The following is a 25,319-nucleotide window of genomic DNA, read 5'->3' as shown; positions in this document are numbered from 1 at the left end:
CGTCACAAGCTTGGATGGTCATCTCCTCAATCAGGCGAATGACGAGGCGTATCGCAAAAATGGAATTTTGAGTCGGGCTCTGATGCTTATTCGGAATTCTTCAAGGATAGCGCGATCAATTCTCCAGGCGATGAATGGGAGACTGGCGATGATCTGTTGGAAGGCGACACTTCTTCGTTGAAGAGTGTTTCGTCCAAGGAAGCTAAGGAGATCGTGCGCAACGTGATGTTCAACGTTGGGGGTGATGATGGTTCATCGGTATCTTCCTTGGCTGCTGGTCGGTCTCCGAGTGCAAATGTTTCCACTTCCGCGGCTGCTTCCGATGCAGAGGCAGGCGAGCGATCTGTGCGGCAGCTGCCGCCTGTTACGGGTGGGGCATCTGTGCCACCACCGCCTGTGGCAGTTGGTCCAGCTGTGCCGCCGCCGCCACCGCCGCCTGTCGACTTTTTGAAGTCTAAGCAGAACACTATTGTTATCAAGAAGGCTGACGAGACTGCCATGCCCTCGGCCGCTCCAAAATCGTCAAGTGGTGGGCTGGCAGGAGCTGGCTCTGTGCTGGAAGGGACGGCCTCGATCACGGGCGGGCTTAACCAAGTGAGAAGAGTCATCTCTGTACAAGACGGGGTTGCACCGGATGACTTGCAGAGAACCATCTCGACCGTCATTGAATCAGACTCTGATTCAGACAGTGAGGATGAAATTCATTCTCGCTATTCGGACGCTAATTTTGTTGCAAGAGTCATGGCTGTTGGAGGAAGAGAGAGAATCGCGACAATCAACGAGGCGATTGCAAAATCTCGGTTGAGCTCTGCGCAGTCTTCTGCATCGTTGGGTGATGGGGCGAATCCTGCATCAAATACCCAACAGGCTGTGTCGGCGCCGTCAGTAACTGCTTCTTCAGGTCTTGAAAGACCGGCGTCCTTTTCCCTGAAGACAGGCAATGAGCCAGGTGCTCATGCCAGCAGTGAAAAAACGCTTGCGGCGATGCTTGAGGGCATAACGAAGGTTCTGACCGGTTCTGCGACATCAGGCTTGGCAGAACAGTCGCAGAACATCTCTGCGCCTTCGTCCTCGCTGACGCCTGCTCACACTACGGGATCGTCGCTGTTGTTGTCTCCGACGGTCTCGGTGGTGACGAATCCGGTTTCGTCCGGGACTGTGTTGCCGGTAAATGCACAGGAGCAGCCTGTGGCTGCATCTACGCCTGTGGTCGCACCTGAGGCAACCTCCATCCAGCTGCCAGCCGCTGTTGCAGCGACAGAAAAATCCGAACAGAAGCCTGCAGAACCAGTTGTCACTGTGGCGCTGGAACAGAAGGGCTCTCCGGATGCCAAGGCTTCGGATGAAATGTCTGCTTCGGCGCAGGAGACAACGGCTGTCGTCGAGTCGGAAGCCGCAGTGGCTGAAACCGTTGTCGAGCAGCCGGTTGCAGCGGAAGCAGCTGCTTCCGAAGGCTCGCACAAGCCGGAGGCTGCAGTTTATTCGGACTATGTGCATGTCATTGGTAACGTAACCCGACCATTGACTATGTATGAGCGTATGTCCAATCGTTATTGGACGGGTCAGAACGCGTTTTTGATCGCACAGGGTGACGAGGATGCAACACCGAATGAAACCCTGACCGAGGCAGGTCTGGTTTGGGCACGAATCGAGGCGGCACATCGCCGGGCCGCGTTGCGTGATTCCGAAGTCGACAGCGGTTACAAGTCCAGGGACTGGAACCTGCGGATTGGCCTCGACAATCAGCTTTATGGCAATGAGGAAAGCCGTGTGCTGGGCAGCGTCTGGCTGCAATATGGCAAGGTCAATACCGATATTTCGTCGCTCCATGGTGATGGGTTGATCAACACCAATGCCTATAGCCTTGGCGGTGCCTTAACCTGGATGACGGATGACGGCTATTACATTGATACGCAGGCGCAATATGCCTGGATAAAGAGTGAGCTTGCATCGGATACGGTTCATGGTCCTCTGAAAAACAGCCTGTCAGCCAATGGTTTGGGCCTCAGCCTTGAAGCCGGCAAGCATGTCAGCCTCAATGACAACTGGACCTGGATCCCTCAGGTCCAGCTGAGCTGGAACCGCACAGGTGCCAATGATTTCACCGATCCTCATCTTGGCACTGTGTCGTTTGATGCATTGTCCTCGCTGACTCTGCGTGGCGGACTGGCCCTTGAATATGCCAAGAGCTGGCAGGACAAGGATGGCTATACTTCGCGCTTCAGTGGCCGTGCGGTCGCCAACCTGCATCATGATCTGCGTAGTCAGAATGCAATGATGACCATTGGCGACAAACAGGTGAAACTCGGTCGCGAAGAACCGACATGGGCCGAGCTTGGTCTGAGTGGCCGCTATTCGTTCAAGGATGGCAAATATGCGATCTTTGGTGAGGCCGTTGCTGGTGGCGCGTTGGAAAACACCGCGAACAACCAGTATGCGAAGGGGAAGGTAGGCTTGCAGATCAAGTGGTAAGCCTGATTTGTCGGGCGCCACGCCAAAGCGGGCGTCCGCAAAATCCGGGCTGGAGCAATTTTGAACTTCATGCAGAGGCTGAATTGCTCCAGGCTCTTGCCATTCGCAGCCGCGGCCGGAAAGCCGGTTCCACTTTTCCTGGATCTGCTTGTTTTCAAATAAACAAAACCCGCCGGGTTTTCGGCGGGTTTCGTGTCATGCAGCGCCGCCGGACTGTTCCGGCGGCTTTTTCATTGCCGTTGATCAGTGGAAATAGTCCTGCAGCGGGCGGACTTCCAGCGATCCTGCCTTGAGTGCGGCGATGGCTTCGGCTGCGGCTTCCGCACCTGCCATGGTGGTGTAATAAGGCAGCTTCTGCATCAGCGTTGCGCGGCGGATCGACTTGGAGTCGGAAACGGCGCTTGCGCTGTCGGTCGTGTTGAAGACCAGATGGATCTGGCGGTTGCGGATGGCATCCTCAACATGCGGGCGGCCTTCGATCACCTTGTTGACCTTGACTGCTTCAACGCCATGGTCCGCGAGGAATTTCTGCGTGCCTCCCGTTGCCATGACCTTGAAGCCAAGCTCTGCAAGACGGCGAACCGGCCCAAGCACACGTTCCTTGTCCTCGTCTCGGACGGAAACAAAGACCGTGCCCTCACGCGGCAGTTCCACACCTGCGCCAAGCTGTGCCTTGGCAAAGGCCAGTGCATAGTCATAGTCGAGACCCATGACCTCGCCGGTCGAGCGCATTTCCGGTCCAAGCAGCGTGTCGACGCCGGGGAGGCGGGCAAACGGGAAGACGGCTTCCTTGACCGCAATATGCGGGCGTGCAGTCTTTTGTGGCTTGCCACCATAGGCAGCCAGCGCTGCTTCCAGGCTTTCGCCAGCCATGATGCGGGCTGCAATCTTGGCGATTGGCGTGCCGATGGTCTTTGCCACGAATGGAACCGTACGCGAAGCGCGTGGATTGACTTCAAGAATGAAGATCTCGCCATCCTTGATGGCGAACTGGACATTCATCAGACCGCCGACATTGAGCGCCTTGGCCAGCGCCTCGGTCTGGCGTTCGAGTTCGGCCACGATTTCCGGCGACAGCGAGTGAACCGGCAGCGAGCAGGCCGAGTCACCGGAATGGATGCCGGCTTCCTCGATATGCTCCATGATGCCGGCAACAAAGCTGTTCTTGCCGTCGCACAGGCAGTCGACGTCGACTTCGATCGCCTGGGTCAGATAGGTGTCGAACAGGAGCGGGTTCTTGCCGAGCAGCGTATTGATCTGTCCGGTCTTGTCGTTCGGATATTTTGCCTTGATGTCTTCCGGCACCAGTTCGGGAACGGTGTCAAGAAGATAGGACTGCAGGGCGCGCTCATCGTGAATGATCTGCATGGCGCGGCCACCCAGAACGTAGGACGGGCGAACAACCAGCGGAAAGCCGAGATCTGCCGCAACAAGGCGGGCCTGTTCAACCGAATAGGCAATGCCATTTTTCGGCTGGTTGAGATCAAGCTTGATGAGCAGTTTCTGGAAGCGGTCGCGGTCTTCGGCAAGGTCGATCGCATCCGGCGACGTGCCGAGGATCGGAATGCCGGCCTTTTCGATTGCATTGGCAAGCTTCAGCGGGGTCTGGCCGCCGAACTGCACGATCACGCCATGAAGTGTGCCCCTTTCCTGTTCGATGCGCAGGATTTCCAGAACATCTTCAACCGTCAGCGGCTCGAAATAGAGACGATCGGACGTGTCATAGTCAGTCGAAACCGTTTCCGGGTTGCAGTTTACCATGATGGCTTCATAGTCGGCATCCCCAAGCGCGAAGGCGGCATGGCAGCAGCAATAGTCGAATTCGATGCCCTGACCGATACGGTTCGGACCGCCGCCGAGAATGACGACCTTCTTGCGGTCGGAAACTTCTGCTTCCGAACGTGGCGCGCCAACAAAAGGCGTTTCATAAGTCGAATACATGTAAGCGGTCGGGGATGCGAATTCAGCCGCGCAGGTATCGATGCGCTTGTAGACCGGATGCACATTGAGCTCTGCACGCAGCTTTGCCACGTCAGAGGCATCCTTGCCGGTGAGGCTTGCCAGACGGGCATCCGAGAAGCCCATGGCCTTGAGCATGCGCAGATTTTCTGCGTCCTGCGGCAGGCCTTGCTCACGAATGCGCTCTTCCATGCGCACGATGCCTTCGATCTGTTCCAGAAACCACGGATCGATCTTCGAGGCATCATGGATCTGTTCGACCGTCCAGCCGAGACGCATGGCCTGTGCCACCATGCGCAGGCGGTCTGGCGTCGGCGTGCCGATGGCGGCACGGATGGCGTTCTTTTCATCGCCATCCTCAAGGCCCGGAATGACGATTTCATCAAGGCCGGTGAGGCCGGTTTCAAGGCCGCGCAGGGCTTTCTGCAGGCTTTCCTGGAAAGTGCGGCCAATGGCCATCACTTCACCGACCGACTTCATGGCCGTGGTGAGGATCGGCGAGGAGCCGGGGAACTTTTCAAAGGCAAAGCGCGGGATCTTGGTGACGACATAGTCGATCGACGGCTCGAACGAGGCCGGCGTTGCACCACCCGTAATGTCGTTTTCCAGCTCGTCCAGCGTATAGCCGACGGCAAGCTTGGCTGCGATCTTGGCAATCGGGAAACCGGTTGCCTTGGAGGCCAGCGCCGAAGAACGCGACACGCGCGGGTTCATTTCGATCACGATCATGCGGCCGTTTTCCGGGTTGATCGCGAACTGGACGTTCGAACCACCCGTTTCAACGCCGATCTCGCGCAGCACCGCGATCGAGGCATTGCGCATGATCTGATATTCCTTGTCGGTAAGCGTCAGCGCCGGGGCAACCGTGATCGAGTCACCCGTATGCACGCCCATCGGATCAAGGTTTTCGATCGAGCAGACGATGATGCAGTTGTCCGCCTTGTCGCGGACGACCTCCATTTCATATTCCTTCCAGCCAAGCACGGATTCTTCGATCAGCACTTCGGTGGTCGGCGAGGCATCCAGGCCGCGCTCGATGATTTCAAAGAATTCCTGACGGTTATAGGCAATGCCGCCGCCGGTACCGCCAAGGGTGAAGCTCGGGCGGATGATGGCAGGCAGGCCAACAACATCCAGCGCCTGTGCGGCCTTGGCCAGCGCATGGGTCATGTATCGTTGCTTGCGCTCGGCCTCGCCGAGCTGCCATTCGGTTTCCAGCTTGTCGAGCGCGCGGTCGAGTTCCTCGCCAGTAAATTGCGCCTTGATCTCGGCGCGCTTGGCTTCATGGCGCTTGCGATCCTCATCCTTGATCTCGGTCGCATTGGCAAGCATGGAGCGCGGCGTTTCGAGGCCGATCCTGGCCATGGCTTCGCGGAACAGGGCGCGATCTTCAGCCTTGTCGATTGCCTCGGCATTGGCGCCGATCATTTCCACATTATAGCGTTCCAGGACCCCCATGCGGCGCAGCGAAAGCGCGGTGTTGAGCGCGGTCTGACCACCCATGGTCGGCAGGATGGCATCGGGGCGCTCCTTGGCGATGATCTTGGCTACAACTTCTGGCGTGATTGGCTCGATATAGGTCGCATCAGCCAGGTCAGGATCGGTCATGATCGTGGCCGGGTTGGAGTTGACGAGGATGATGCGGTAGCCTTCCTCTTTCAACGCCTTACAGGCCTGCGTGCCGGAATAGTCGAACTCGCATGCCTGACCAATAACAATTGGACCCGCGCCGATAATCAGGATCGATTTGATGTCTGTACGTTTCGGCATGGGCACGTCCTGTTCTTTAATGTTGCGTTGCAAGGCACGGCATCGGAGCGTGACTTGCATTTAACCTGCCAGAAAAGCCCGCACGGTTTTCCGGCGGGTTGGCAGCTTCGGTATTCTGTGGGCTAAGCCGGCCTTATAGGCAATCATGACCCAAAGCGGAACCCCTAAAAGGCTTTATTTCAAAGAAAGTTCAGACTTTCACGAAAATAATTCGGCAGGGCCTGATATTCCATGATTGCGTGGGGAATCCTGTTGGGTGCAGGGGCGTTTTGCAAATTGATGAGAGTGGCATTTACTTTTCAGGTTGCCGTGCCAGTTTTTTTCAAGGCAAACTGTAAAGGCAGACGGTACCCAATTTGGTACGAGCAGGGGAGTTGGTCCATGCGTTGGCAAGGGCGAAGAGAAAGCGACAATGTGGAAGATCTGCGCGGTGGCGCATCTGGTGGAGGATTTGGTGGCGGTTTGGGCGGAGGTTTTGGTGGCCCCGGCATGCGTCTGGTACGCGGTGGCGGGCTGTCCGGCATCCTCATTCTGGTGGTGATGTTCTTTGTCCTGCGCTTTCTGGGTATTGACCCGATGCCGATCCTGTTTGGCGATGGCGGGGGCACGGGCCCTTATGTCCAGACCCAGCAGGGACGGCCTGTGTCGCAGGGCGGTACGGTTGCCAATGACGAAACCACCCGCTTTGCCCGAACTATTCTGGCCGAGACGGAAGATGTCTGGAGTGGTATTTTCCAGTCGATGGGCCAGACCTATACGCCGCCAGTCATGGTGCTGTTCAGTGGTCAGGTGCGCTCGGCCTGCGGGTTTGCCTCGGCGGCCTCTGGCCCATTCTACTGCCCCGGCGACCGCAAACTCTATATTGACTTAAGTTTCTATAATGAGCTGTCGCAGCGCTTCGGTGCGTCTGGCGATTTTGCCCAGGCCTATGTGCTGGCGCATGAAGTGGGCCATCATGTCCAGAATCTGCTGGGTGTGCTGCCGCGCTTCAACCAGATGCGTCAGCGCATGAGCGAGGTCGAGGCCAACCGCATGTCGGTGCGGGTGGAGCTGCAGGCCGATTGCCTTGCCGGTGTCTGGGGCTATTACACCAACCAGAAAGGCATTCTGGAAGCCGGCGATCTGGAAGAAGCGCTCAATGCCGCCCACCAGATTGGTGATGATACGCTGCAACGGCGTACGCAGGGCTATGTCGTGCCGGAAAGTTTCAATCACGGCACCTCCGCACAGCGCGCAAAATGGTTTCAGCGCGGCTTTGATAGCGGCAGGTTGGAAGCTTGCGATACGTTCAGCGGTGATATCTGATCGCTGGATAGGGGCATGAAAAAGGCGGCTGTCTGCCGCCTTTTTCATGTGTGAATCCTGTTTTCGCGCAGAGGCAGCACGATTGATTCCTGTCCAGACGAAAACGGCCGGAGCAATGCCCCGACAGTTTTATGGATCGGTGACCACTCGTTGCTGTCAGGCAGCCTGATCGCGTTCGGGCAGTGGTGCTTCGCCTTTTCTTTCACGGATCAGATTGATGAAGCGGCGGAAGAGATAGTGCGAATCCTGCGGGCCGGGCGAGGCTTCCGGATGGTGCTGTACCGAGAAGACCGGCTTGCCGACAACGCGCAGACCGCAATTCGAGCCGTCGAACAGCGAGACGTGGGTTTCTTCGACGCCTTCCGGCAGCGACTTGGAATCAACGGCAAAGCCGTGGTTCATCGAGACGATCTCAACCTTGCCAGTGGTATAGTCCTTGACCGGATGGTTGGCGCCATGATGGCCCTGATGCATTTTTTCCGTTTTGGCGCCGAGTGCCAGGGCCAGCATCTGATGGCCGAGGCAGATGCCGAAGACCGGCAGGCCGCTATCGACCAGCTTTCGAATGGTCGGCACGGCATATTCGCCGGTCGCCGCCGGGTCGCCGGGGCCATTGGAGAGGAATACACCGTCCGGATTATAGGCCAGCACATCTTCTGCCGTGGCTGTGGCGGGCAGAACTGTCACTTTAGCGCCAAGGCCGGCAAGCAGGCGCAGAATATTACGCTTTACGCCAAAATCGAGCGCGACAATGTGATATTGCGGCTCGTTTTCCTCACCATAGCCCTTGCCCTTGACCCATGGGGTTTCCTTCCAGACAAGGCTCTGGCCGATGGTGACATCCTTGGCGAGGTCAAGATTGACCAGTCCACTCCAGGCCCTTGCGCGGGCCTTCAGGGCCTCCATGTCAAACTTGCCGCTTGGATCATGTGCGATGACGGCATTCTGTGCGCCGCGTTCGCGGATGAGGGCGGTGAGCGCACGGGTGTCGATGCCGTACAGCGCAATCACGCCGCGTGCCTTCAGCCATGCGTCGAGATCTTCGCTGGCGCGGTAATTGGACGGGCTGGTGATGTCGGCCTTGAAGATCGCGCCGACCGCGCCATGACGGTTGGCGGGCGTCAGGTCTTCAACGTCTTCGCTATTGGTACCGACATTGCCGATATGCGGGAAGGTGAAGGTGACGATCTGTCCGGCATAGGATGGGTCGGTCAGGATTTCCTCATAGCCGGTGAGGGCGGTGTTGAAGACCACTTCGGCCTCAATGGCGCCGGTCGCGCCAAGCCCCTTGCCCTCGATCACCGTGCCATCTGCCAATATAAGGACGGCGGTTGGAATAGAACTTGTCCAGGGTGCGGTTTTGGTTGTGGTGTCGCTCATTTTTGCACTCCTGTTTTGCCGCGCGATAGCGCTGGTCACATTCGCTCAGGACGGTGGCATGTCCCCCGTCCGGTCAGCCGCTTGCCGGCAGCTGCCCGCAAGATCAGGCAGCCAGGTCTGACAGCTTGAAAAACCGGGCTTCCGGAACCATATATGCGCCAAAAGGCAGCGGGGATCATAAAGTTCCCGCCGCGAGCACATGCCGTTGTCCTGCTAGGCCCCATCCAATAGAGAAACTTGGCACGACGGTCAATTGCCGGGAAGGCGCTTTCCTGAAATATTGCAGGGAAAAGCGCTCAGCCTGCAGGACGAATGTTTGTGGAACAGGGCGGCATTTGCAATCTTGTCGTGCTTTTTGATAGAAGGCGCGCTCACGAGAGCGCTTCAGCTTTTCACGGAAACGCTGAAGCGCTCCAACTCGTTGATTATCGCGGTTCAGGACGAAACGAGATCACTTTTCCCGGAACCGCACCATTGACCGTCAGGAGAGACGATATGCTTCGCCAGGAGATTTCCCAGGGCCTCACCGCAGCGCTCAAGGCGCAGGACAAGCGCCGTACCTCGACGCTTCGCCTCATCATGGCTGCGATCAAGGACCGCGATATTGCCAACCGCGCGGCCGGAAAGGATGCCGTTGGCGATGAGGAATTGCTCGGCATCCTTGGCAAGATGGTCAAGCAGCGGGAAGAATCAGCGCGCATCTATGAAGAAAACAACCGTCTTGAACTGGCCGAGAATGAGCGCGAGGAAATCAGGATCATCAGCGAGTTCCTGCCAAAGCAGATGAGCGATGACGAGGTGAAGGCGGCCTGCGAACAGGTGATCGCTGAAACCGACGCGCAGGGTCTGCGCGATATGGGCAAGTGCATGGCTGCCCTGAAGGAGCGCTATGCCGGACAGATGGATTTCAGCAAGGCAAACGGCGTGATCAAGTCGTTGCTGCAATGAACAACGCGCAATAAACGAAGCGGAACAAACAAAGCCGGGTGAGCTGCTCACCCGGCTTATCTGTTTGGCGCTGCTATCTTGCCGGTTCCTCGCGGCTTTTTTCGGCCGTTGGGGCTCTCAGGCGGCTGCCGCGCAGCATGCCCTGTTCTTCCAGTATCGGATATGCAAGTGACGCCAGAAGCGAGTCGATCTGCTTGAGATCGTGGATTGTATCGAGATGGATGGTACTTGATTCGATCGAGCGTTTCGTGCCTTCCCTCAGTCGGGCAAAATGCTGCAGGTTGAGCTGCTTTTCCATGTCGCGCAGGCGATCCTTTTCCTGCACAAGCTGGCGCGCCGTCTCGCCATCGCGTGATACGATGACATTGAAGGCCATATGCGCATTGGCCAGCACAATGGCATGGAAATGGGTCAGCTCTTTCCAGCCCGCTTCGGTGAACTTGATATTGCGCGCCTTTTTCTTCTGCACCAGTGCCAGCATGTTGCGTGCGATGATGTCGCCCACCTGTTCGAGCTTGACGCAGGCTCCCAGCAATTCCTGCATGCGCTGCGCTTCAAAATCGGACAGATTGCGTGTGGCAAGCCGCGTCAGATAAAGTTTTATCTCGGCATGCATGTGATCGACGCGGTCATCCAGTGCTTCAATTTCCTTGATGCGGGCCGGATCGGGATTTTCGTAAAGTTCGATAATGCCGCGTAGCATGATCTCGATCGTGTCGCAGACGCTGACGACCTCACGCGTGACATTGGCAAGCGCCTGTTTCGGGCTGTCGAGGGCGCTTGGCTCAAGCGCACTGTATTTTTCGGTAAAGGTCGGGCCTTCCGGTTGCGGAGTGCTGTTCTTGACCAGCTGCCGGGTGATGCGCAGCACCAGATTGGACAGCGGAATGCCGACCAGCATGATGAGGAAATTGAACAGAATATGCATGTTGACGATCTGGGCGACGGAATCCGAGCCCAGAAAGCCGATCGGCGGGTGGAAGGTCTCGAAGGCAATCAGCATGACCAGCGAGCCTGCGCCGCGCATCAGCAGATTGCCGAGCGGCACGATGCGGTCCTGTGGCGGGGCATTGCGGGTCAGGATGGGCGCAATGACCGACGAGCCGAGATTGACGCCGAGCACCATGACGATGGCAAGGTCTGGCTGGATCAGCCCGCGTGCGGCAAAGCTGGTGAGCAGGATGACTGCGGCAATGCTGGAATGAAACAGCCATGTCATCAGGGCAGCGAGCAGATAGGCGGTAATCGGGTCGCCGTCGAGATATTCGACGATGACAGGCAGAAGCTCGCTGTTGCGCAAAGGCTCGGTGGCCTGACCGGTCATTTCCAGCGACAGGATGAGCAGGCCAATACCAACAATGATACGTCCGGCCTGACGCCAGTCGCGCCGTTCGGTGGACATGAAGATCGTTGTGCCGACGACAAGGCAGATCGGCACCAGAAGCGTCAGGTCATAGCTCAGGATCTTGACGACAAGGGCCGAGCCAAGCTCGCCACCGCGCACGGCCATCAGCCCCGCAATGCCATTGACAATGCCGGAGCCGACAAATGAGCCGACCAGCAGGGTGACAGCCGTTGAGCTTTGCAGGGCAACAGCCAGCATCAGGCCAAACAGTACCGAAAGAAAGGGATTGTGCATCTGCTCGCGCAGGCGGCGGCGCAAGCGATCGCCATAGGCGCGTTCCACGCCCGTGCGGACCATGCGTGTCGACCAGAGCAGCAGGGCAACCGCACCGGCCAGATGCAAAAGGACAACGGAACCGTTCAAGCCAACCTCCCGTGCACTCGATCTGGCTGAACTGGCAGCCATTCAGCGCCGCCGGAGCCATACGGTGTGATAGACCGAATTAAACTGATTTAGAATTATTATTTCTGGCAATTTATGGCCATGTTTCCATAAAAGACAAGCGACATAAATTTAGCCGGTTACATATCTTCCTCCGATGGCACCTTTCCATTCAGGGTGCGGACAGGAAAGGAGCCTGTGTGTTGCGGGGAGTATGCTGCTGGTTGCATAGACGTGGAAAAGCCTGCCACCTATATGTAGAATGATATCGGCAGGATAATATCGCCAACCCCTGCGGGTAACGGCATGGCGCAGAACGCCAGGGCCGGTTTGCCTGCAACATGATGTGGAAGTGACAGCGTTCATGCGTTTTTCGCCCTCCTTTCTCGATGAGATCAGAGATCGCGTGCCGATTTCCACACTGATCGGAACGCGGGTTTCGTTCGATCGCAAGAAAAGCAATCCGCAAAAGGGCGACTTCTGGGCCTGCTGTCCGTTTCATGGCGAGAAAACGCCGAGTTTTCATTGCGAAGACCGCAAGGGGCGTTACCACTGTTTCGGCTGTGGCGTGACGGGCGACCATTTCCGTTTTTTGACCGAGCTTGAAGGCGTGAGCTTTCCGGAAGCGGTCGAGCGCATTGCCGATATGGCCGGCGTGCCGATGCCGGCACGCGACCCTGAAATGGAAAGGCGCGAGGCCGAGCGCGCATCGCTTTATGATGTGATGGAACTTGCCGCGCAGTTTTTTGAAAGCCAGCTGCAGGCAGCGGTTGGCGCCAGGGCACGCGCCTATTTGCGCGATCGCGGCCTGTCGACCGCAACCCAGCAGGCCTTCCGCCTTGGCTATGCGCCGGAAAGTCGCAATGCGCTGAAGGAATTTTTGGCCGCCAAAAACATCACGCGCGAGCAGATGGAAGCCTGTGGCCTGTTGGTGCATGAAAATGTGCCGGTTTCCTATGACCGTTTCCGCGACCGGGTGATGTTCCCGATTCAGGATCTGCGCGGGCGCATCATTGCCTTTGGCGGTCGGGCACTGTCTCCTGATGCGCCGGCGAAATATCTCAATTCACCGGAAACCGAGCTCTTTCACAAGGGCAGGGTACTTTATAATGCGCTGCGGGCGCGCAAGGCCTGCCAACCGCAGAATGGCGAGCCGGCCAAGCCGATCATTGCCGTTGAAGGCTATATGGATGTGATCGCTCTGGCACAGGCTGGCATTCACCATGCAGTTGCCCCGCTTGGCACGGCCCTGACGGAAGAACAGCTTGACCTGCTCTGGCGCATCAGCCCGGAACCGATCCTGTGCTTTGATGGCGACAGCGCGGGTTTGCGCGCGGCCAACCGCGCGGCAGATATTGGCCTGCCGCACCTCCAGCCGGGCAAATCGCTGCGTTTTGCCCTGTTGCCGGAGGGGCAGGACCCTGATGATCTGGTGCGGGCGGAAGGGGCGTCGGCCTTTCATGCCGTGCTGCGCGAGGCGCGTCCGCTGGTTGACATGATCTGGACGCGGGAGACGGCCGGCGGGATTTATGACACGCCGGAGCGGCGTGCCGAACTGGAGGCGCGTCTGCGCGAGATCTGCGGCCGTATCGCGCATGAGGATATTCGCCGCCATTACCAGCAGGAAATGCGCGAACGCACGCAGGTCTTTTTCGGGCGTACGGGCGCAGAGCGCGGCCAGAACCGTGACCGGCGCGGCTTCGGGCGCGACAGCCGGCGCGGCATGGCGCCGGGACGCTCTGGCGGCCGTCTTGCCATCAGCGATCAGCTTGCGCATTCCAGCATGGTCAGGAGCGCAAGCCTTGGTACAAGCGGGCGTGCGCCGCGCCTGCGTGAGACGGCAATCATTCTGATGCTGATCAATCATCCGCGCCTGCTTGAGGAAAATTTCGAAGCCCTGTCGGTGCTCGACTTCGAACATGAAGCGTTGAAAAACCTGCATCTGGCCATGCTGGACGTACTGGCGACCAGTCCGGTCGAGGAGGGCGCATTGATGCATGCGGCGCTGGTCAGGGCGGGATATGGCGAACTGATTGAGAAACTGGAAGAGGCCGTGCGGCGGGTTGGTCTGTGGACGGCCATGCCGGATGCGGCCGAAGATGATGTTCGCGAGGCGTTGCGGCAGGCGCTTCACTTGCATCAGCGCGCGCGCACCCTACATAAGGAGCTGCGAGCGGTGGAAGCATCGCTCGAGACAGACGAAACAGGAGAATTGTTCGCGCGGCTGATCGACATTCGCAACCAGCTTCTGAAAGAGGAAGCGACCGAAGCGCTGATCGATGGCTTCGGCCTGTCATCCGGCCGGACGGCAGGTGGTCGCTGATTCGGTGATTCGGCCGGGTCGCTTTCAGGAAAGCCTGCAAATGCTGGCTTTTGGCGGTCTGGTGACGGCGAAGACAACAAATGATTCGCTTTTTTGACGCGAATCAGGTGAGTCGCTCTTGACGTGAGGCTTGATTGACGGAATGACATCCGTTCAAGCTCGATTAAGAGGCCGATTTCATGACTTTTCCGGATATGCGCTGACGTGGATTATCCGGCATCCGGGTGTTGATTGAAATTGGGCACAAATGTGGCGGAAGCTGGTGGCAAGGTTAATTCGCTATTAACGCAGCATCGGCTAAGCGCAGTCATGAAGATCGGGTTGCAGATTCGCAAGCCCGTTTGATGGCATTGGTTATATCACGGACGCGACCGGGGTCGCCTGGAGACATACATATGGCAACGAAGGCTAAGGAAAACGAAGAAGCCGAAGTCGAGCGCGAAGGTGCAGCTGACGGTCCGCTTCTCGACCTTTCTGACGATGCTGTCAAGAAGATGATCAAGGTAGCGAAGAAGCGCGGTTACGTCACGATGGACGAACTGAACGCTGTGCTTCCTTCCGAAGAAGTGACTTCCGAGCAGATCGAAGACACAATGGCGATGTTGTCGGACATGGGCATCAATGTCGTTGAGGACGACGAAGAAGCCGAGCGTGAGGACGACGAGGAGGAACATGAGGGCGGTGAGCTGGCCGAAACCACCGGCACTGCCCTTGCGACCACGACCAAGCGTGAGCCGACCGACCGTACCGACGATCCGGTGCGCATGTATCTGCGTGAAATGGGTTCGGTCGAGCTTCTGTCGCGTGAAGGCGAAATTGCGATCGCCAAGCGCATCGAGGCTGGTCGTGAAACCATGATTGCGGGCCTGTGCGAAAGCCCGCTGACCTTTCAGGCGCTCATTATCTGGCGCGAACAGCTGAATGAATCCAACATTCTGCTGCGCGAGATCATCGATCTGGAAACCACCTATGCCGGGCCGGAAGCCAAACAGGCACCGGTCATCGAGCGTGTGGAAGAAGAAAAGCCGCGCGATGAAAAGGCTCCGCGCCGTTCGCGCGATGATGATGACATCACCAATGTCGGCGGCGAAATGTCGATGGAGGATGATGAGGAGGATGATGACGACGCCAACCTGTCGCTGGCGGCCATGGAAGCGGAGCTGCGGCCACAGGTCATGGAAACGCTCGATCACATTGCCGAGACCTACAAGAAGCTGCGCAAGCTGCAGGATCAGCAGGTGGAAGGCCGTCTTGCTGCAACGGGCGAGCTGTCTTCCAGCCAGGAGCGCCGCTACAAGGAGCTGAAGGACGAACTGATCAAGGCAGTGAAGTCGCTGTCGCTTAATCAGAATCGTATCGAACAGCTGGTCGAACAGCTTTATGACATCAACAAGCGTCTGGTTCAGAATGAAGGCAAGCTTCTGCGTCTGGCGGAATCCTATGGCGTGCGCCGCGAGGAATTCCTGAAGGAATATCAGGGCAACGAGCTGGATCCGAACTGGGTTGAACGCATCAAGACCCTGCCTACGCGCGGCTGGAAGGAATTCGCCACCAAGGAAGAAAGCGCCATTGAGCGCCTGCGTGGCGAAATCCAGAATCTGGCGCAGGAAACCGCGATTTCGATCGGCGAATTCCGCCGCATTGTCAATCAGGTGCAGAAGGGCGAACGCGAGGCGACGCTGGCCAAGAAGGAAATGGTTGAGGCAAACCTGCGTCTCGTCATCTCGATTGCCAAGAAATATACCAATCGCGGCCTGCAGTTCCTCGACCTCATTCAGGAAGGCAATATCGGCCTGATGAAGGCGGTCGACAAGTTCGAATATCGCCGTGGCTACAAGTTCTCGACCTATGCGACGTGGTGGATCCGCCAGGCTATCACCCGCTCGATTGCCGATCAGGCGCGCACCATCCGTATTCCGGTGCACATGATCGAAACGATCAACAAGATCGTTCGCACCTCGCGCCAGATGCTGCATGAAATCGGCCGTGAACCAACGCCGGAAGAACTGGCCGAAAAGCTCGCCATGCCGCTTGAAAAGGTGCGCAAGGTTCTGAAAATCGCCAAGGAGCCGATCTCGCTCGAAACGCCGGTTGGTGATGAAGAAGATTCACATCTGGGCGATTTCATCGAGGACAAGAATGCGCTTCTGCCGATTGATGCGGCAATCCAGGCAAACCTGCGCGACACGACGACCCGTGTTCTTGCCTCGCTCACACCGCGTGAGGAACGCGTGCTGCGCATGCGCTTTGGCATCGGCATGAACACCGATCACACGCTGGAAGAAGTCGGCCAGCAGTTCTCGGTCACGCGTGAACGCATCCGCCAGATCGAGGCCAAGGCACTGCGTAAACTCAAGCATCCGAGCCGTTCGCGCAAGCTGCGTTCGTTCCTCGACAGCTAATTGGAGAGGATCGATGTCGTTCCTGAAGCGTCTTTTTGGTGGTGGCTCTGCCGCGAAATCGCCGGACGAGGCCAAGGAAGCCGTGCGCGCCGAGCACAAGGGCTTTCTGATCATTGCCACGCCTTATATGGAAGGCGGGCAATATCAGGTTTGCGGCGTGGTCAGCAAGACCATCAATGGCGAGGTGAAGGAGCACAGGTTCATTCGCGCTGACCGTTGCCCGAGCATCGAGGACGCCGCGGCAATCGCGCTCAGCAAGGGGCGTCAGCTTGTTGACGAGCAGGGTGATCGCCTGTTTGGCTGATCAGGACCGGTTTCAGATGAGAACGCCGCGCAAGCTTTCGCGCGGCGTTTTGTTATGTGGCATGCTTAATGCGGATGGCAAATGCAGGCGACGATGCGCCGCACGATCGGCAGGACGATCAGCAGCACCGGAAAGGCAATCATCCATGACAGGGCCCAGGCGCTCATCCAGCGGGCCCCCAGTTCAGGATGGCTGAAGCCGATATTTTTCGCCGTTGCAATCAGTGATACGATGAATGTCATCATCAATGACAGAATGAGCGGCATGACGATGGTTGCATAGCGCGCCGGGAGTTTCCAACGATGGGATGCGTCAGAATTGGACACGGGAACTCCTGAAATCAAGCAGGGAATGTTTACGGATATTGACGCAAGGCAGGCCAATGATGAGTGTTTCTAGAGCAATTCAGATTTTCACGGAAAGGCTGAATTGCTCTAACATATTGTTACTCCACAGTTCTGGACAGAAATCGGCTCCTGCTTTTCCTGGAGCTGCTTTGTTCAGGCCAAGGGCGATCCTCTTGTCTGGTGTCAGAAACGGCATATTGCGCCAGGGCGGCGATTTGTCCGTGCAATTGCCATGCCATATCAGCTATAGGCTTGTGCATGACTGAGAAACCTTTCTGGGAAGCCAAGACGCTGCGACAGATGACCCGTGCGGAATGGGAAAGTCTGTGCGATGGCTGTGGCCAGTGCTGCATGCACAAGCTGCAGGACGAGGACACCAACGAGATCTACTGGACAAGCGTTGCCTGTACGCTGCTTGATCCACATTCCTGCCAATGCCGCGATTATCCCAACCGCAAAAAAATCGTGCCCGATTGTGTCTTGCTGACGCCGGACATTGTTGACGAGGTCGACTGGCTGCCAAAGACCTGCGCCTACCGGCTGATTGCGGAAGGCTCGACGCTGTACTGGTGGCATCCGCTGGTGTCAGGTTCCCGCGAGACGGTTCATGAAGCCGGCATTTCCGTGCGCGGCAAGGTCACGGCATTTGATCATGACATGAAAAATGACGATGATTTTCTTGATCACATGATTGCGCCGTCATGAAATTGTGTATTTTTTCCAATATGAATTTTATTTAATCTTTATCGGGTCTGAACGGAAATCTTGTTCAACTGACTGGAAAATCTTTGTTTTTCCATAATCCCGGGGCAGGGTGCCCGCCATAAGCTGAACGCTGGCTGAATGGGCGTTTGGGTTATGTTCATGTTTGCTGTTTTAAGTATGCATTGTCAGCGGGGCATGCCGCGGGCAGTTCCAGGAAAAGCGGTAGCCGGTTTTCCGCCTAGAGCTGCGATAAAACAACATGCCAGGGCAATTCATGAACAAATGGAATGAGGTTTGAGATGTCTGCACTTTCGTTCAAGTCGATCATGATCACGGCCGCGCTTGGTCTTGCCACCGTTTTTGGTGCCGCAGCCTCTGCCAATGCCACATCCCCTGCCAGCCTGCCTGCTGTCAGCCAGACGGACAATGCACTGCTTGTCGATGTGCAGTACCGTCCCGGTGATCGCCGTCATCATGGCCATTGGCATGGTCATCGCGGCCGGGCCTGCTCTGTACAGGCTGCGCGTATGAAGGCAAGCCGCATGGGTATCCGCAATGCGCGCATTGCGCATCGTGGCCGCATTGTGGAAGCGCGTGGCATGCGTCATGGTCGTCCGGCACGTATTGCCTTTGCCAATGTTCCGGGCTGCCCGGTTCTGCGCTGATCCCAACCGGATTGACAAAAGACGCCGATCCAGCCGGATCGGCGTCTTGATTCCGTGGCCTGATGCCGGCATGACCAGTATCAGGCCTTGTCGCATCAGATCACGGCTTGATCTCAAAGACCATGTTCACATTGACATTGAAGCGGTTTTCGCCGGCGGCAACGGGCACGGAATCGACGGGGGCTGCGGCAAGCGACTTGAACTCCGCGCGTGCAATCGGCATGGGACGTGGTGCATAGCTCTGTTCGCTGATTTCCACAACGCGGCCAAGGCTTACGCCTGCAGCTTCGGCAAGGGTCTGAGCCTTGGCGATGGCGTCAGCGACGGCGCGCTTGCGCGCCTCGTTGATGACGGCGGCCGGATCATCATTGACAAAGGTGAGATCGCCGCCCTGATTGACGCCAAGCGTGATCGACTGATCCAGAATATCGCCCACCTTTGCGAGATCGCGCACACGCACGGTCAGGCTGTTGCTGACGGAATAGCTTGCGATTTCTGGTTCCTTCAGACCGTTCTTGTCATCAGGATAGACATAACGCGGCTGAATATTGATGCCGCCGGTCTGCAGGTCGCGCTCTGCAATGCCAGCCTGCTTCATGGCGGCAAGAACCTTCGCCATTGCCTCATTATTCGCCGTCATGGCTTCACGCGCGGTCTTGGCTTCGCGCAGGACGGTGAGATTGAGAATGGCCATGTCGGGAGCTGCGGTATTGCTGCCTTCGCCGGTTACGGCAATGCGCCCTGGTTTGGCCGACATCGTGTCCTCAGCTGCATGGGCTGAAACAGCAAATGCGCCTGCAAGCACGACTGCGGACAGGGAAGCGGCTAGCAGTTGGGTCATGCGGCGTTTCATGAGATCTCCTGTCATCCGAGGCAATGGCCGAAAGGCCGAGCCAGATAAGTTACGGTCATTTTTGTGCTGTTCTGCACTGTCCTGTCAGTTGCATCCAATATTTTATGCGGCTTCATGCAATTAAGCAGCGATTTTAATATTGAGATGCGCCTGTTGGGTATTCTTGTCTGGGGAATATGTATTCTTTACGGCAGCCGATGCAATTGACAGCTTGTGCGATGGCTTTGTATAGGCTACGTGGAACGTGTGGGGCCTGTAGCTCAATTGGTTAGAGCCGGCGGCTCATAACCGCTTGGTTGGGGGTTCGAGTCCCTCCGGGCCCACCATTGGCCAAAATTATCCAATAAAATCATATAAATAATGTTCAGTCTTATCAGCTTGTAAAGCTGGCCATTGCGCATCAAGGCGCGCCCTGTTCATTCCGCAAGTCGCTTTCGCATCTGATCCACATTGAGCCCTGAACGGCACGGAGAATGCTGCTGTCTAAAATTTGATTGGCCAGTCGCTAGACGAATGCTGTATCGGCGCAAGGCACCCTCGATCAGAAGGGCCGTGCACATCAACGTCTGGATATGGAATGCAAAACAGTGGGTCGGACAAATCAGCCACGTGGTTCAAACGGTTCACGGGCGGTTTTGATGGGCCGCGTCTCAGCTTTTCCATGCGCACGGCTATTGGCTGCTGTCTTGCCCTGATCATTGCATGGGCAATGGGGCTTGAACATCCGCAATGGGCGGGCATGTCGGTCTGGGCTGCCTCGCAGCCCATGCGCGGGCAATTACTGGAAAAATCCCTGTTCCGCTTTGTCGGCACGGTCTGCGGCACGCTGGTTGGCATGGTGCTGGTGCAGGCCTCGCCCTTGCTTCTGGTTGTCGGTCTTGCACTTTGGGTCGGCTTCTGTACCTGGAGCAGCAATCTTCAGCGCGGACTTGCGGCCTATGGCTATGTTCTGGCGGGCTACAGTGCCGCCATGGTTTCGCTTCTGGCGACCGGCCAGCCGGATAATGTCTGGCATCTTGGCGCTGATCGCATGGCGACGGTGCTGACCGGTGTTGTGGTGGCAACGCTCATTGGCTATTGCCTTTCCAAGGCTGGTGACGCGCAGGTCATGCGCGAGCCAGGCTTGCAATTGCTTGGCGACATATTGCGCAAACATGCCCAGCAAGGCCTTGATGACAAGGCCGCAAATTCGCTTTTGAACCGGCTGGCAATGATTGATGAAATGCTGGAGCAGCATGGCGCCGGTTCCTTGCGCGGAAGGCGCAAGGTGCGTGCAACCCGCCGTCTGCTGCTGGCGACAGTGCCTTTATTGCTGCATGCGCCCGTCTACAGGGATAAGGATAGGCAGGTTTTGTTGTCGGCTTCCGATGCGCTTCACCGTGGTGATGTAAAGACTGCGCAACAGCTTCTGCGCAGGCTGGAAGAGGTCGATGAAGCGGGGCGGGTGTTCCGGCGCATCGTTGCGGTCCTTGATGCGCTGAACAATGCCGAAGCGCAAAATGATGCGGGCAATGGCAGGCATGGCGCTGTGTTGACTGCTGTGCATTGCGACTGGATCGGCGCGCGGCAAGCAGGGCTGCGGGCGGCCTTTGCGCTGCTTGCAGTTGGCCTGCTCTGGATTGTGAGCGGCTGGGCGTCGGGCGCTTATGTGTTGCTTGGCCTTTCGGTCATGATCAGCGTCTTTTCCGGTTTTGAAAATCCGGTCTGGATCATCCGTCATGTCTTTGCCGGACAATGCATGGCAGCACTTGCCGCTCTTGCCTGCCATATCCTGCTCTGGCCCTATGCGCAGAGCGAGTTGCAGCAGCTTTTGATGATGATGCCGTTCATTCTGGCTGGCGTGCTGTTGAACGGCCACAGCCTGACCTTCGTTGCTGCGATGGATTTTCACATGGTGTTTCTGCTGTTGTCGCAGCCGCATGTGCCCTATGTGCCGAACCTCGAACAGTCGATCTATCTGTCGTTTGCGGTTGTCAGCGCGCCTGCACTTGCCTGGGGCATGTATGCGCTGGTTTATCCGGCCAATGTGGAAAGCCGCAGGCAACATGTGCTGCGCATGATGCTGAATGATCTGGCCGCCCTGACAAAGCGGACGAAAACCGCTGCCGAGCGCGATCTTTGGGAAGCCCGCTTTTTCCATCGGGTCTTGCGGTTCATGCATTTTTCGCACAAGCTTTCGGCTGAGGACATGAAGGCGCTTGCAACCAGCCGCGCGATCCTGCAACTGTCACAGGCAGTGCTGAACTGGCAGGTTGCGATCAATAATCCAGCAACGCCGCAGCGCAGCAGGAAAATCCTGCAGCAGGCCGTCACGCACGCAGGATCATTCGAACTTGATGCGGTGCGCAGCCTGCGAGGCCTGCGGTTTCTGGCGGTCTATGCGCCGGATGGGTTCAAGCCCTCGCTTCAGGATGGGATTGACGCAATTGCTGCGCTTGCGGGCGGGACGGCGCATTGATTTTACCGTCTTCTGCCAAGACATTTCAGAACCGGCTTGCATCCAGTCATCCCTGGACTCAACTGTGGCCGTTCCAGCTGCGGGAACGGATGCTTGATCGGTGCCTGCAAAAATAGGATCTATTTTCGGAAAGACTGGAATGAGCCTTGCTGAATCGCGTATAGGCATGGCCGCATTCATCAGATATTTGACATCTGGTTTCTTGAATATCTCAATGCATGCAATCGGGCGGGCAAGGCATGAATTATATTTTCGAACTGACGATTGGAGAGGCGTTTCTGGCTTTCGCTGGCCTGGGCGTGGTGTTTTTCCTGGCCGGTTATCTGGTGATTTATTTTTTGGGTGCTGAAGCCAGACGTGATCCGAGTTCCATACCGATCGCGGTCATCGTGTCCATTGTTGCCACCGCCTGGGCATTGTCACTCGGTTTTGCCGCAGCCGATATCTGGACAGTCAATGCGGATGCGGACAAGGCGACCAGTCAGGAACGATCTGCCATTTCACGGCTTCTGGCCACGGCATCGCCGGGTGTTCTTGACGCGCCTGAGCTGCAAAAGGCTGTCACGCTGTATCGCCAGGCGGTCATTGAGGATGAATGGGGCAGGCTGAGCAATGTCATGCCGGCCGCATCGGTCGAGCGTGCCCTGGTTGACATACGGCGCGAAGTGTTCCGGTTGGCACGCCAGGATTTGCCGGGTGCCCTGGCCAGCCAGCTTGTCCAGGATTTCGATGAATTGCAGGATGCACGCAATCTGCGTCTGGCGGCGGGTACGACATCCGTGGATACCTATAAGTGGTATCTGGTGATGGCTTTGACCATTCTCACCTCGATAGTCATCGGCCTGATTCATGCCGACCGCGAAAAGTCTGGCCGGCGTGCCCTGATTGTCTATGCCATCACGGCGTCTGTTTCCTTATGGATCCTGGCCATCCATGCCAATCCATATCAGGGCGTGGGCAAGATTGATTCATCCATGCTCTATACCGTGTCCAGGCACAAGGCGCCAAAGCCCGTAGAAACACCGGCCCCATGAAACAGACCCCGCTTCGGCGGGGCCTTTAGAAAGGTTCCGGGCGGGAAAACGGTTCCCACCTTTCTAGGAACTGCTTTAGAACTGCATGGACAGACCGACGACAGGCCCATGCTGGGTGACGTCATATTTGAATCTGGAAGCAATATTGTCGTTCTTGTAGTCCTGATACAACACACGGTAGCCAACGCGCAGGGTAGTCGGCACATCGAACAGGAATGTGCGATAGCCAAGATAGGCCTGACCATTGGCGCTCAGCCGCGTGCCGGCACCAAAGCCGCCAATATCGGCCTCGGCAAAAATGTTCCAGCGGTCATTGATGTCGTAGAAGAAGCGCGATCCGATGAAAGGATCCAGCCATTCTGCCTTGCGGGTGATGCTGTATGGGCCAGAACTGAGTTTTGCCTCAAGCCTTGTCCAGCGCAGGCCAATGGTTGGCTCAATGGCGAAAACACGCTGTTTGCCAAAGGTGGTGGTGCCTTCGAGCTTCTGCTCATAAAGGCGATAATAAACACCGCCGATCAGATTTGTCGCTTCCACATCAAGGCCCAGCTTATGGCCCAGCAGGCTCTCATCCTGTGAGGTCTTGGTATATTGGCCATCAAAATAGGCGCCGAAAACACCATTGGTGATTTCGATATTGCCCATGGCTGTCAGATCAAGATTCTTCAGCGTGTCGCGAAAGGGAATGTCGACATCGGTGGAATAACCATAAAGGCCGGCCGTGCCGTTCAGCGAGGCTGCCCAGATATAGGGGCTGAAAATGACATGCCAGCGCTGTTGATCCTGAATTTCAGGCTGTGGTGCGATGACTGCATCGGCGGCATGGGTGGCGACTGTGCCAACGGCTAGAAGAATGCCTGCCAGCAGGCAGTTTCGCATTACATCTGTCTTGATGGATGTGCGTCGAGAAATATGATTCTTCTTCACTTTGTTACCCGTGGTCTGTCAGCGCGTGGAAGCTGGCGCCAATAATGGATCAAAATAATATCCAGCAAAAGCAATATGGGATGAAAACGCTGAAATAAATACTGGATTTCCTGCGGCATGTGTTTTGCAGACAGGTGTTGCCTCTGTGCAAATTGCATATCCATCACGGGGTGATCGGGCCTTGATTGTAACGATTGGTTGAGAATCAGCGACTTTTTTGCGCTCCCTTCCTTGTCCGGAGAAAACGAAATTCCTACATGCCGGAAACGGCAGGTCAGGCTGCGCGAGCGTTCGTGCTCATGCTCGTGAACTTGCCTGTACCCAAACAAGCTGAATTATGGTTTTCAATGAGCACGCTACGTTATTTTGTCTGGCCCTTTGTCTTTACAATTCTGGGGTTAATCGGAGCGCTTTGGCTCGGCTATGGCACTACAGGCACAGTGAGTGGCATGGTCTCCGTCTTCATCATATGTGGCGTTCTCAGTGTGCTGGAAATTTCCCTTTCCTTCGATAATGCCATCGTCAATGCACGCATTCTCAACGACATGTCGCCGAAATGGCAGCACCGCTTCCTGACCTGGGGTATCATTATTGCCGTCTTTGGCATGCGCATCATCTTCCCGCTTGCCATTGTCGCCATTGCCATGTGGACGGATCCGTGGTCGGCCTTGAAGCTCGCCATCTGGCAGCCCAATGAATATGCGCGGGTGATTGCCGAATCCCATACCGGCATTGCTGCCTTTGGTGGTAGCTTCCTGTTGATGGTCGGGATGAAATATTTCTTCGACGTTGAAAAGGACGTGCACTGGATCCGGGCGATTGAAGCGCGCATGTCGAAATTTGCCTCCATCCAGGGCGTGGAGATTGCCATTGCTGTGGCGATGATCCTGCTGTTCTCCTATCTGATCGACGAAGCTCATGCCCATACATTCGTCATTGCCGCCCTGTTTGGTCTTCTGACCTTTCTTGCGGTGGAAGGCTTGGGCGAGGTGCTCGACGCCACGCAGGAACAGATCGACATGGTGCGCCGCGGTGGTCTCGGCGCCTTCATCTATCTGGAAGTGCTCGATGCCAGCTTCTCGTTTGATGGCGTGATCGGTGCCTTTGCACTCACCACCAACCTGTTTGTCATTGCCATCGGCCTTGGCATCGGTGCCTTCTATGTGCGTGCGCTGACATTGATGCTGGTGGAACGCAAGACGCTGGGTCAGTACCGCTATCTGGAACATGGCGCCTTCTATGCCATTCTGGTGCTGGCAGTGATTATGTATGTGCAGACGCTGGTGCATATTCCGGAGGTCATCACCGGGCTGATTGGTGCGGCCCTGATTGGTATCTCCTTCATGGCCTCGCTGCGCTACAACAAGCAAAATCCGCATTGGCAGGATGCAATCAGGGACACCTGATATCTTGCCAGTTCTGCCTCGCAATTCTGAGGGCGGCCCTCCAGGGTCGCCCTTTTTGTCATGTTGCAGGAGTGGCATCGAGAAAAGGCCGATCGGTTAGCCTTGTGAACAATCCAGATTTTCACGGAACCCCTGAATTGTTCCAACCTGTTGTCGTCACGCAGATCCGGACGGAAAACCGGTTTCCACTTTTCCTGGAACTGCTTATTATCCATTTCCGAGCCGGCCTTGCCGGGCAGGGCAGGCCGAGATGGGGGATGGGCTGGACTGTACGG

Annotated in this window: 18 protein-coding genes and 1 tRNA gene; 13 read left to right on the top strand and 6 right to left on the bottom strand. The window is 56.8% G+C overall.

From position 1 onward, the window contains the following. Positions 1-181 (top strand): hypothetical protein (locus ACFO1V_RS03700; RefSeq protein ID WP_380075059.1); only part of this gene is annotated, 181 nt, incomplete at its 5' end. Beyond that, complete coding sequence (locus tag ACFO1V_RS03695; RefSeq protein ID WP_374833195.1) at positions 157-2,472, top strand: autotransporter outer membrane beta-barrel domain-containing protein; 2,316 nt, start codon at positions 157-159, stop codon at positions 2,470-2,472. The genes ACFO1V_RS03700 and ACFO1V_RS03695, both read left to right, overlap by 25 nt. A gap of 243 nt (positions 2,473-2,715) precedes the next feature. On the opposite strand, the gene carB is transcribed toward ACFO1V_RS03695, so the two are convergent. Next, on the bottom strand, positions 2,716-6,201 hold the full coding sequence (carB, locus tag ACFO1V_RS03690; RefSeq protein WP_374833197.1) for a carbamoyl-phosphate synthase large subunit: 3,486 nt from the start codon (positions 6,199-6,201) through the stop codon (positions 2,716-2,718). Between the two features lie 381 nt (positions 6,202-6,582). On the opposite strand from carB, the gene ypfJ reads away from it, so the two are divergent. Continuing rightward, complete coding sequence (gene ypfJ, locus ACFO1V_RS03685) at positions 6,583-7,506, top strand: KPN_02809 family neutral zinc metallopeptidase (RefSeq protein WP_374833199.1); 924 nt, start codon at positions 6,583-6,585, stop codon at positions 7,504-7,506. Between the two features lie 156 nt (positions 7,507-7,662). Here ypfJ and carA read toward each other — a convergent pair whose 3' ends face one another. Further along, a complete protein-coding gene (carA, locus tag ACFO1V_RS03680) occupies positions 7,663-8,886 on the bottom strand; it encodes a glutamine-hydrolyzing carbamoyl-phosphate synthase small subunit (RefSeq protein WP_374833201.1) in 1,224 nt (407 codons plus the stop codon). A 495-nt stretch (positions 8,887-9,381) separates the two neighbouring features. Between carA and ACFO1V_RS03675 the strand changes: the two genes are divergently transcribed. Continuing rightward, the gene (locus ACFO1V_RS03675; protein ID WP_374833203.1) at positions 9,382-9,834 is read left to right on the top strand and encodes a GatB/YqeY domain-containing protein; all 453 of its coding nucleotides are present in this window, start codon (positions 9,382-9,384) and stop codon (positions 9,832-9,834) included. A 73-nt stretch (positions 9,835-9,907) separates the two neighbouring features. Here ACFO1V_RS03675 and ACFO1V_RS03670 read toward each other — a convergent pair whose 3' ends face one another. Beyond that, on the bottom strand, positions 9,908-11,602 hold the full coding sequence (locus tag ACFO1V_RS03670) for a Na/Pi cotransporter family protein (protein WP_374833205.1): 1,695 nt from the start codon (positions 11,600-11,602) through the stop codon (positions 9,908-9,910). 382 nt (positions 11,603-11,984) lie between these two features. On the opposite strand from ACFO1V_RS03670, the gene dnaG reads away from it, so the two are divergent. The 3 genes from dnaG (at position 11,985) to ACFO1V_RS03655 (ending at position 16,649) form a co-directional block, all read left to right on the top strand. Next, complete coding sequence (gene dnaG / locus ACFO1V_RS03665) at positions 11,985-13,943, top strand: DNA primase (RefSeq protein WP_374833207.1); 1,959 nt, start codon at positions 11,985-11,987, stop codon at positions 13,941-13,943. Positions 13,944-14,338: 395 nt separating this feature from the next. Further along, on the top strand, positions 14,339-16,345 hold the full coding sequence (gene rpoD, locus ACFO1V_RS03660; protein ID WP_374833209.1) for an RNA polymerase sigma factor RpoD: 2,007 nt from the start codon (positions 14,339-14,341) through the stop codon (positions 16,343-16,345). Between the two features lie 13 nt (positions 16,346-16,358). Then, the gene (locus tag ACFO1V_RS03655) at positions 16,359-16,649 is read left to right on the top strand and encodes an HlyU family transcriptional regulator (protein ID WP_374833211.1); all 291 of its coding nucleotides are present in this window, start codon (positions 16,359-16,361) and stop codon (positions 16,647-16,649) included. A gap of 65 nt (positions 16,650-16,714) precedes the next feature. Here the strand turns inward: ACFO1V_RS03655 and ACFO1V_RS03650 are convergent, their stop codons facing one another. Continuing rightward, complete coding sequence (locus ACFO1V_RS03650; protein WP_465251723.1) at positions 16,715-16,975, bottom strand: DUF2798 domain-containing protein; 261 nt, start codon at positions 16,973-16,975, stop codon at positions 16,715-16,717. A gap of 279 nt (positions 16,976-17,254) precedes the next feature. Between ACFO1V_RS03650 and ACFO1V_RS03645 the strand changes: the two genes are divergently transcribed. Further along, positions 17,255-17,701, top strand: coding sequence for a YcgN family cysteine cluster protein (locus ACFO1V_RS03645; protein ID WP_374833213.1), 447 nt, complete (start codon positions 17,255-17,257; stop codon positions 17,699-17,701). A gap of 299 nt (positions 17,702-18,000) precedes the next feature. Continuing rightward, positions 18,001-18,366: a DUF2613 family protein gene (locus ACFO1V_RS03640; protein WP_374833215.1), complete on the top strand. Its 366-nt coding sequence runs from the start codon at positions 18,001-18,003 to the stop codon at positions 18,364-18,366. A 100-nt stretch (positions 18,367-18,466) separates the two neighbouring features. Here ACFO1V_RS03640 and ACFO1V_RS03635 read toward each other — a convergent pair whose 3' ends face one another. Further along, positions 18,467-19,219, bottom strand: coding sequence for an SIMPL domain-containing protein (locus tag ACFO1V_RS03635; protein WP_374833217.1), 753 nt, complete (start codon positions 19,217-19,219; stop codon positions 18,467-18,469). A 249-nt stretch (positions 19,220-19,468) separates the two neighbouring features. Between ACFO1V_RS03635 and ACFO1V_RS03630 the strand changes: the two genes are divergently transcribed. The 3 genes from ACFO1V_RS03630 to ACFO1V_RS03620 all read left to right on the top strand — a co-directional run bounded on the left by ACFO1V_RS03630 (position 19,469) and on the right by ACFO1V_RS03620 (position 22,711). Further along, positions 19,469-19,545 (top strand) — tRNA-Ile (locus ACFO1V_RS03630). A 251-nt stretch (positions 19,546-19,796) separates the two neighbouring features. Continuing rightward, the gene (locus ACFO1V_RS03625) at positions 19,797-21,677 is read left to right on the top strand and encodes an FUSC family protein (protein WP_374833219.1); all 1,881 of its coding nucleotides are present in this window, start codon (positions 19,797-19,799) and stop codon (positions 21,675-21,677) included. Positions 21,678-21,916: 239 nt separating this feature from the next. Continuing rightward, complete coding sequence (locus tag ACFO1V_RS03620; protein WP_374833221.1) at positions 21,917-22,711, top strand: bestrophin-like domain; 795 nt, start codon at positions 21,917-21,919, stop codon at positions 22,709-22,711. 75 nt (positions 22,712-22,786) lie between these two features. Here ACFO1V_RS03620 and ACFO1V_RS03615 read toward each other — a convergent pair whose 3' ends face one another. Continuing rightward, positions 22,787-23,590 (bottom strand): porin family protein, encoded by an 804-nt coding sequence (locus tag ACFO1V_RS03615; RefSeq protein ID WP_374833223.1) that lies wholly within the window; start codon positions 23,588-23,590, stop codon positions 22,787-22,789. A gap of 395 nt (positions 23,591-23,985) precedes the next feature. On the opposite strand from ACFO1V_RS03615, the gene ACFO1V_RS03610 reads away from it, so the two are divergent. Then, on the top strand, positions 23,986-25,044 hold the full coding sequence (locus ACFO1V_RS03610) for a DUF475 domain-containing protein (RefSeq protein WP_374833225.1): 1,059 nt from the start codon (positions 23,986-23,988) through the stop codon (positions 25,042-25,044). Positions 25,045-25,319: the final 275 nt, after the last annotated feature.

It is taken from the genome of Daeguia caeni (assembly GCF_042653845.1).
Classification (GTDB): domain Bacteria; phylum Pseudomonadota; class Alphaproteobacteria; order Rhizobiales; family Rhizobiaceae; genus Brucella; species Brucella caeni.
This window is presented reverse-complemented; position numbering and strand designations above follow the sequence as displayed.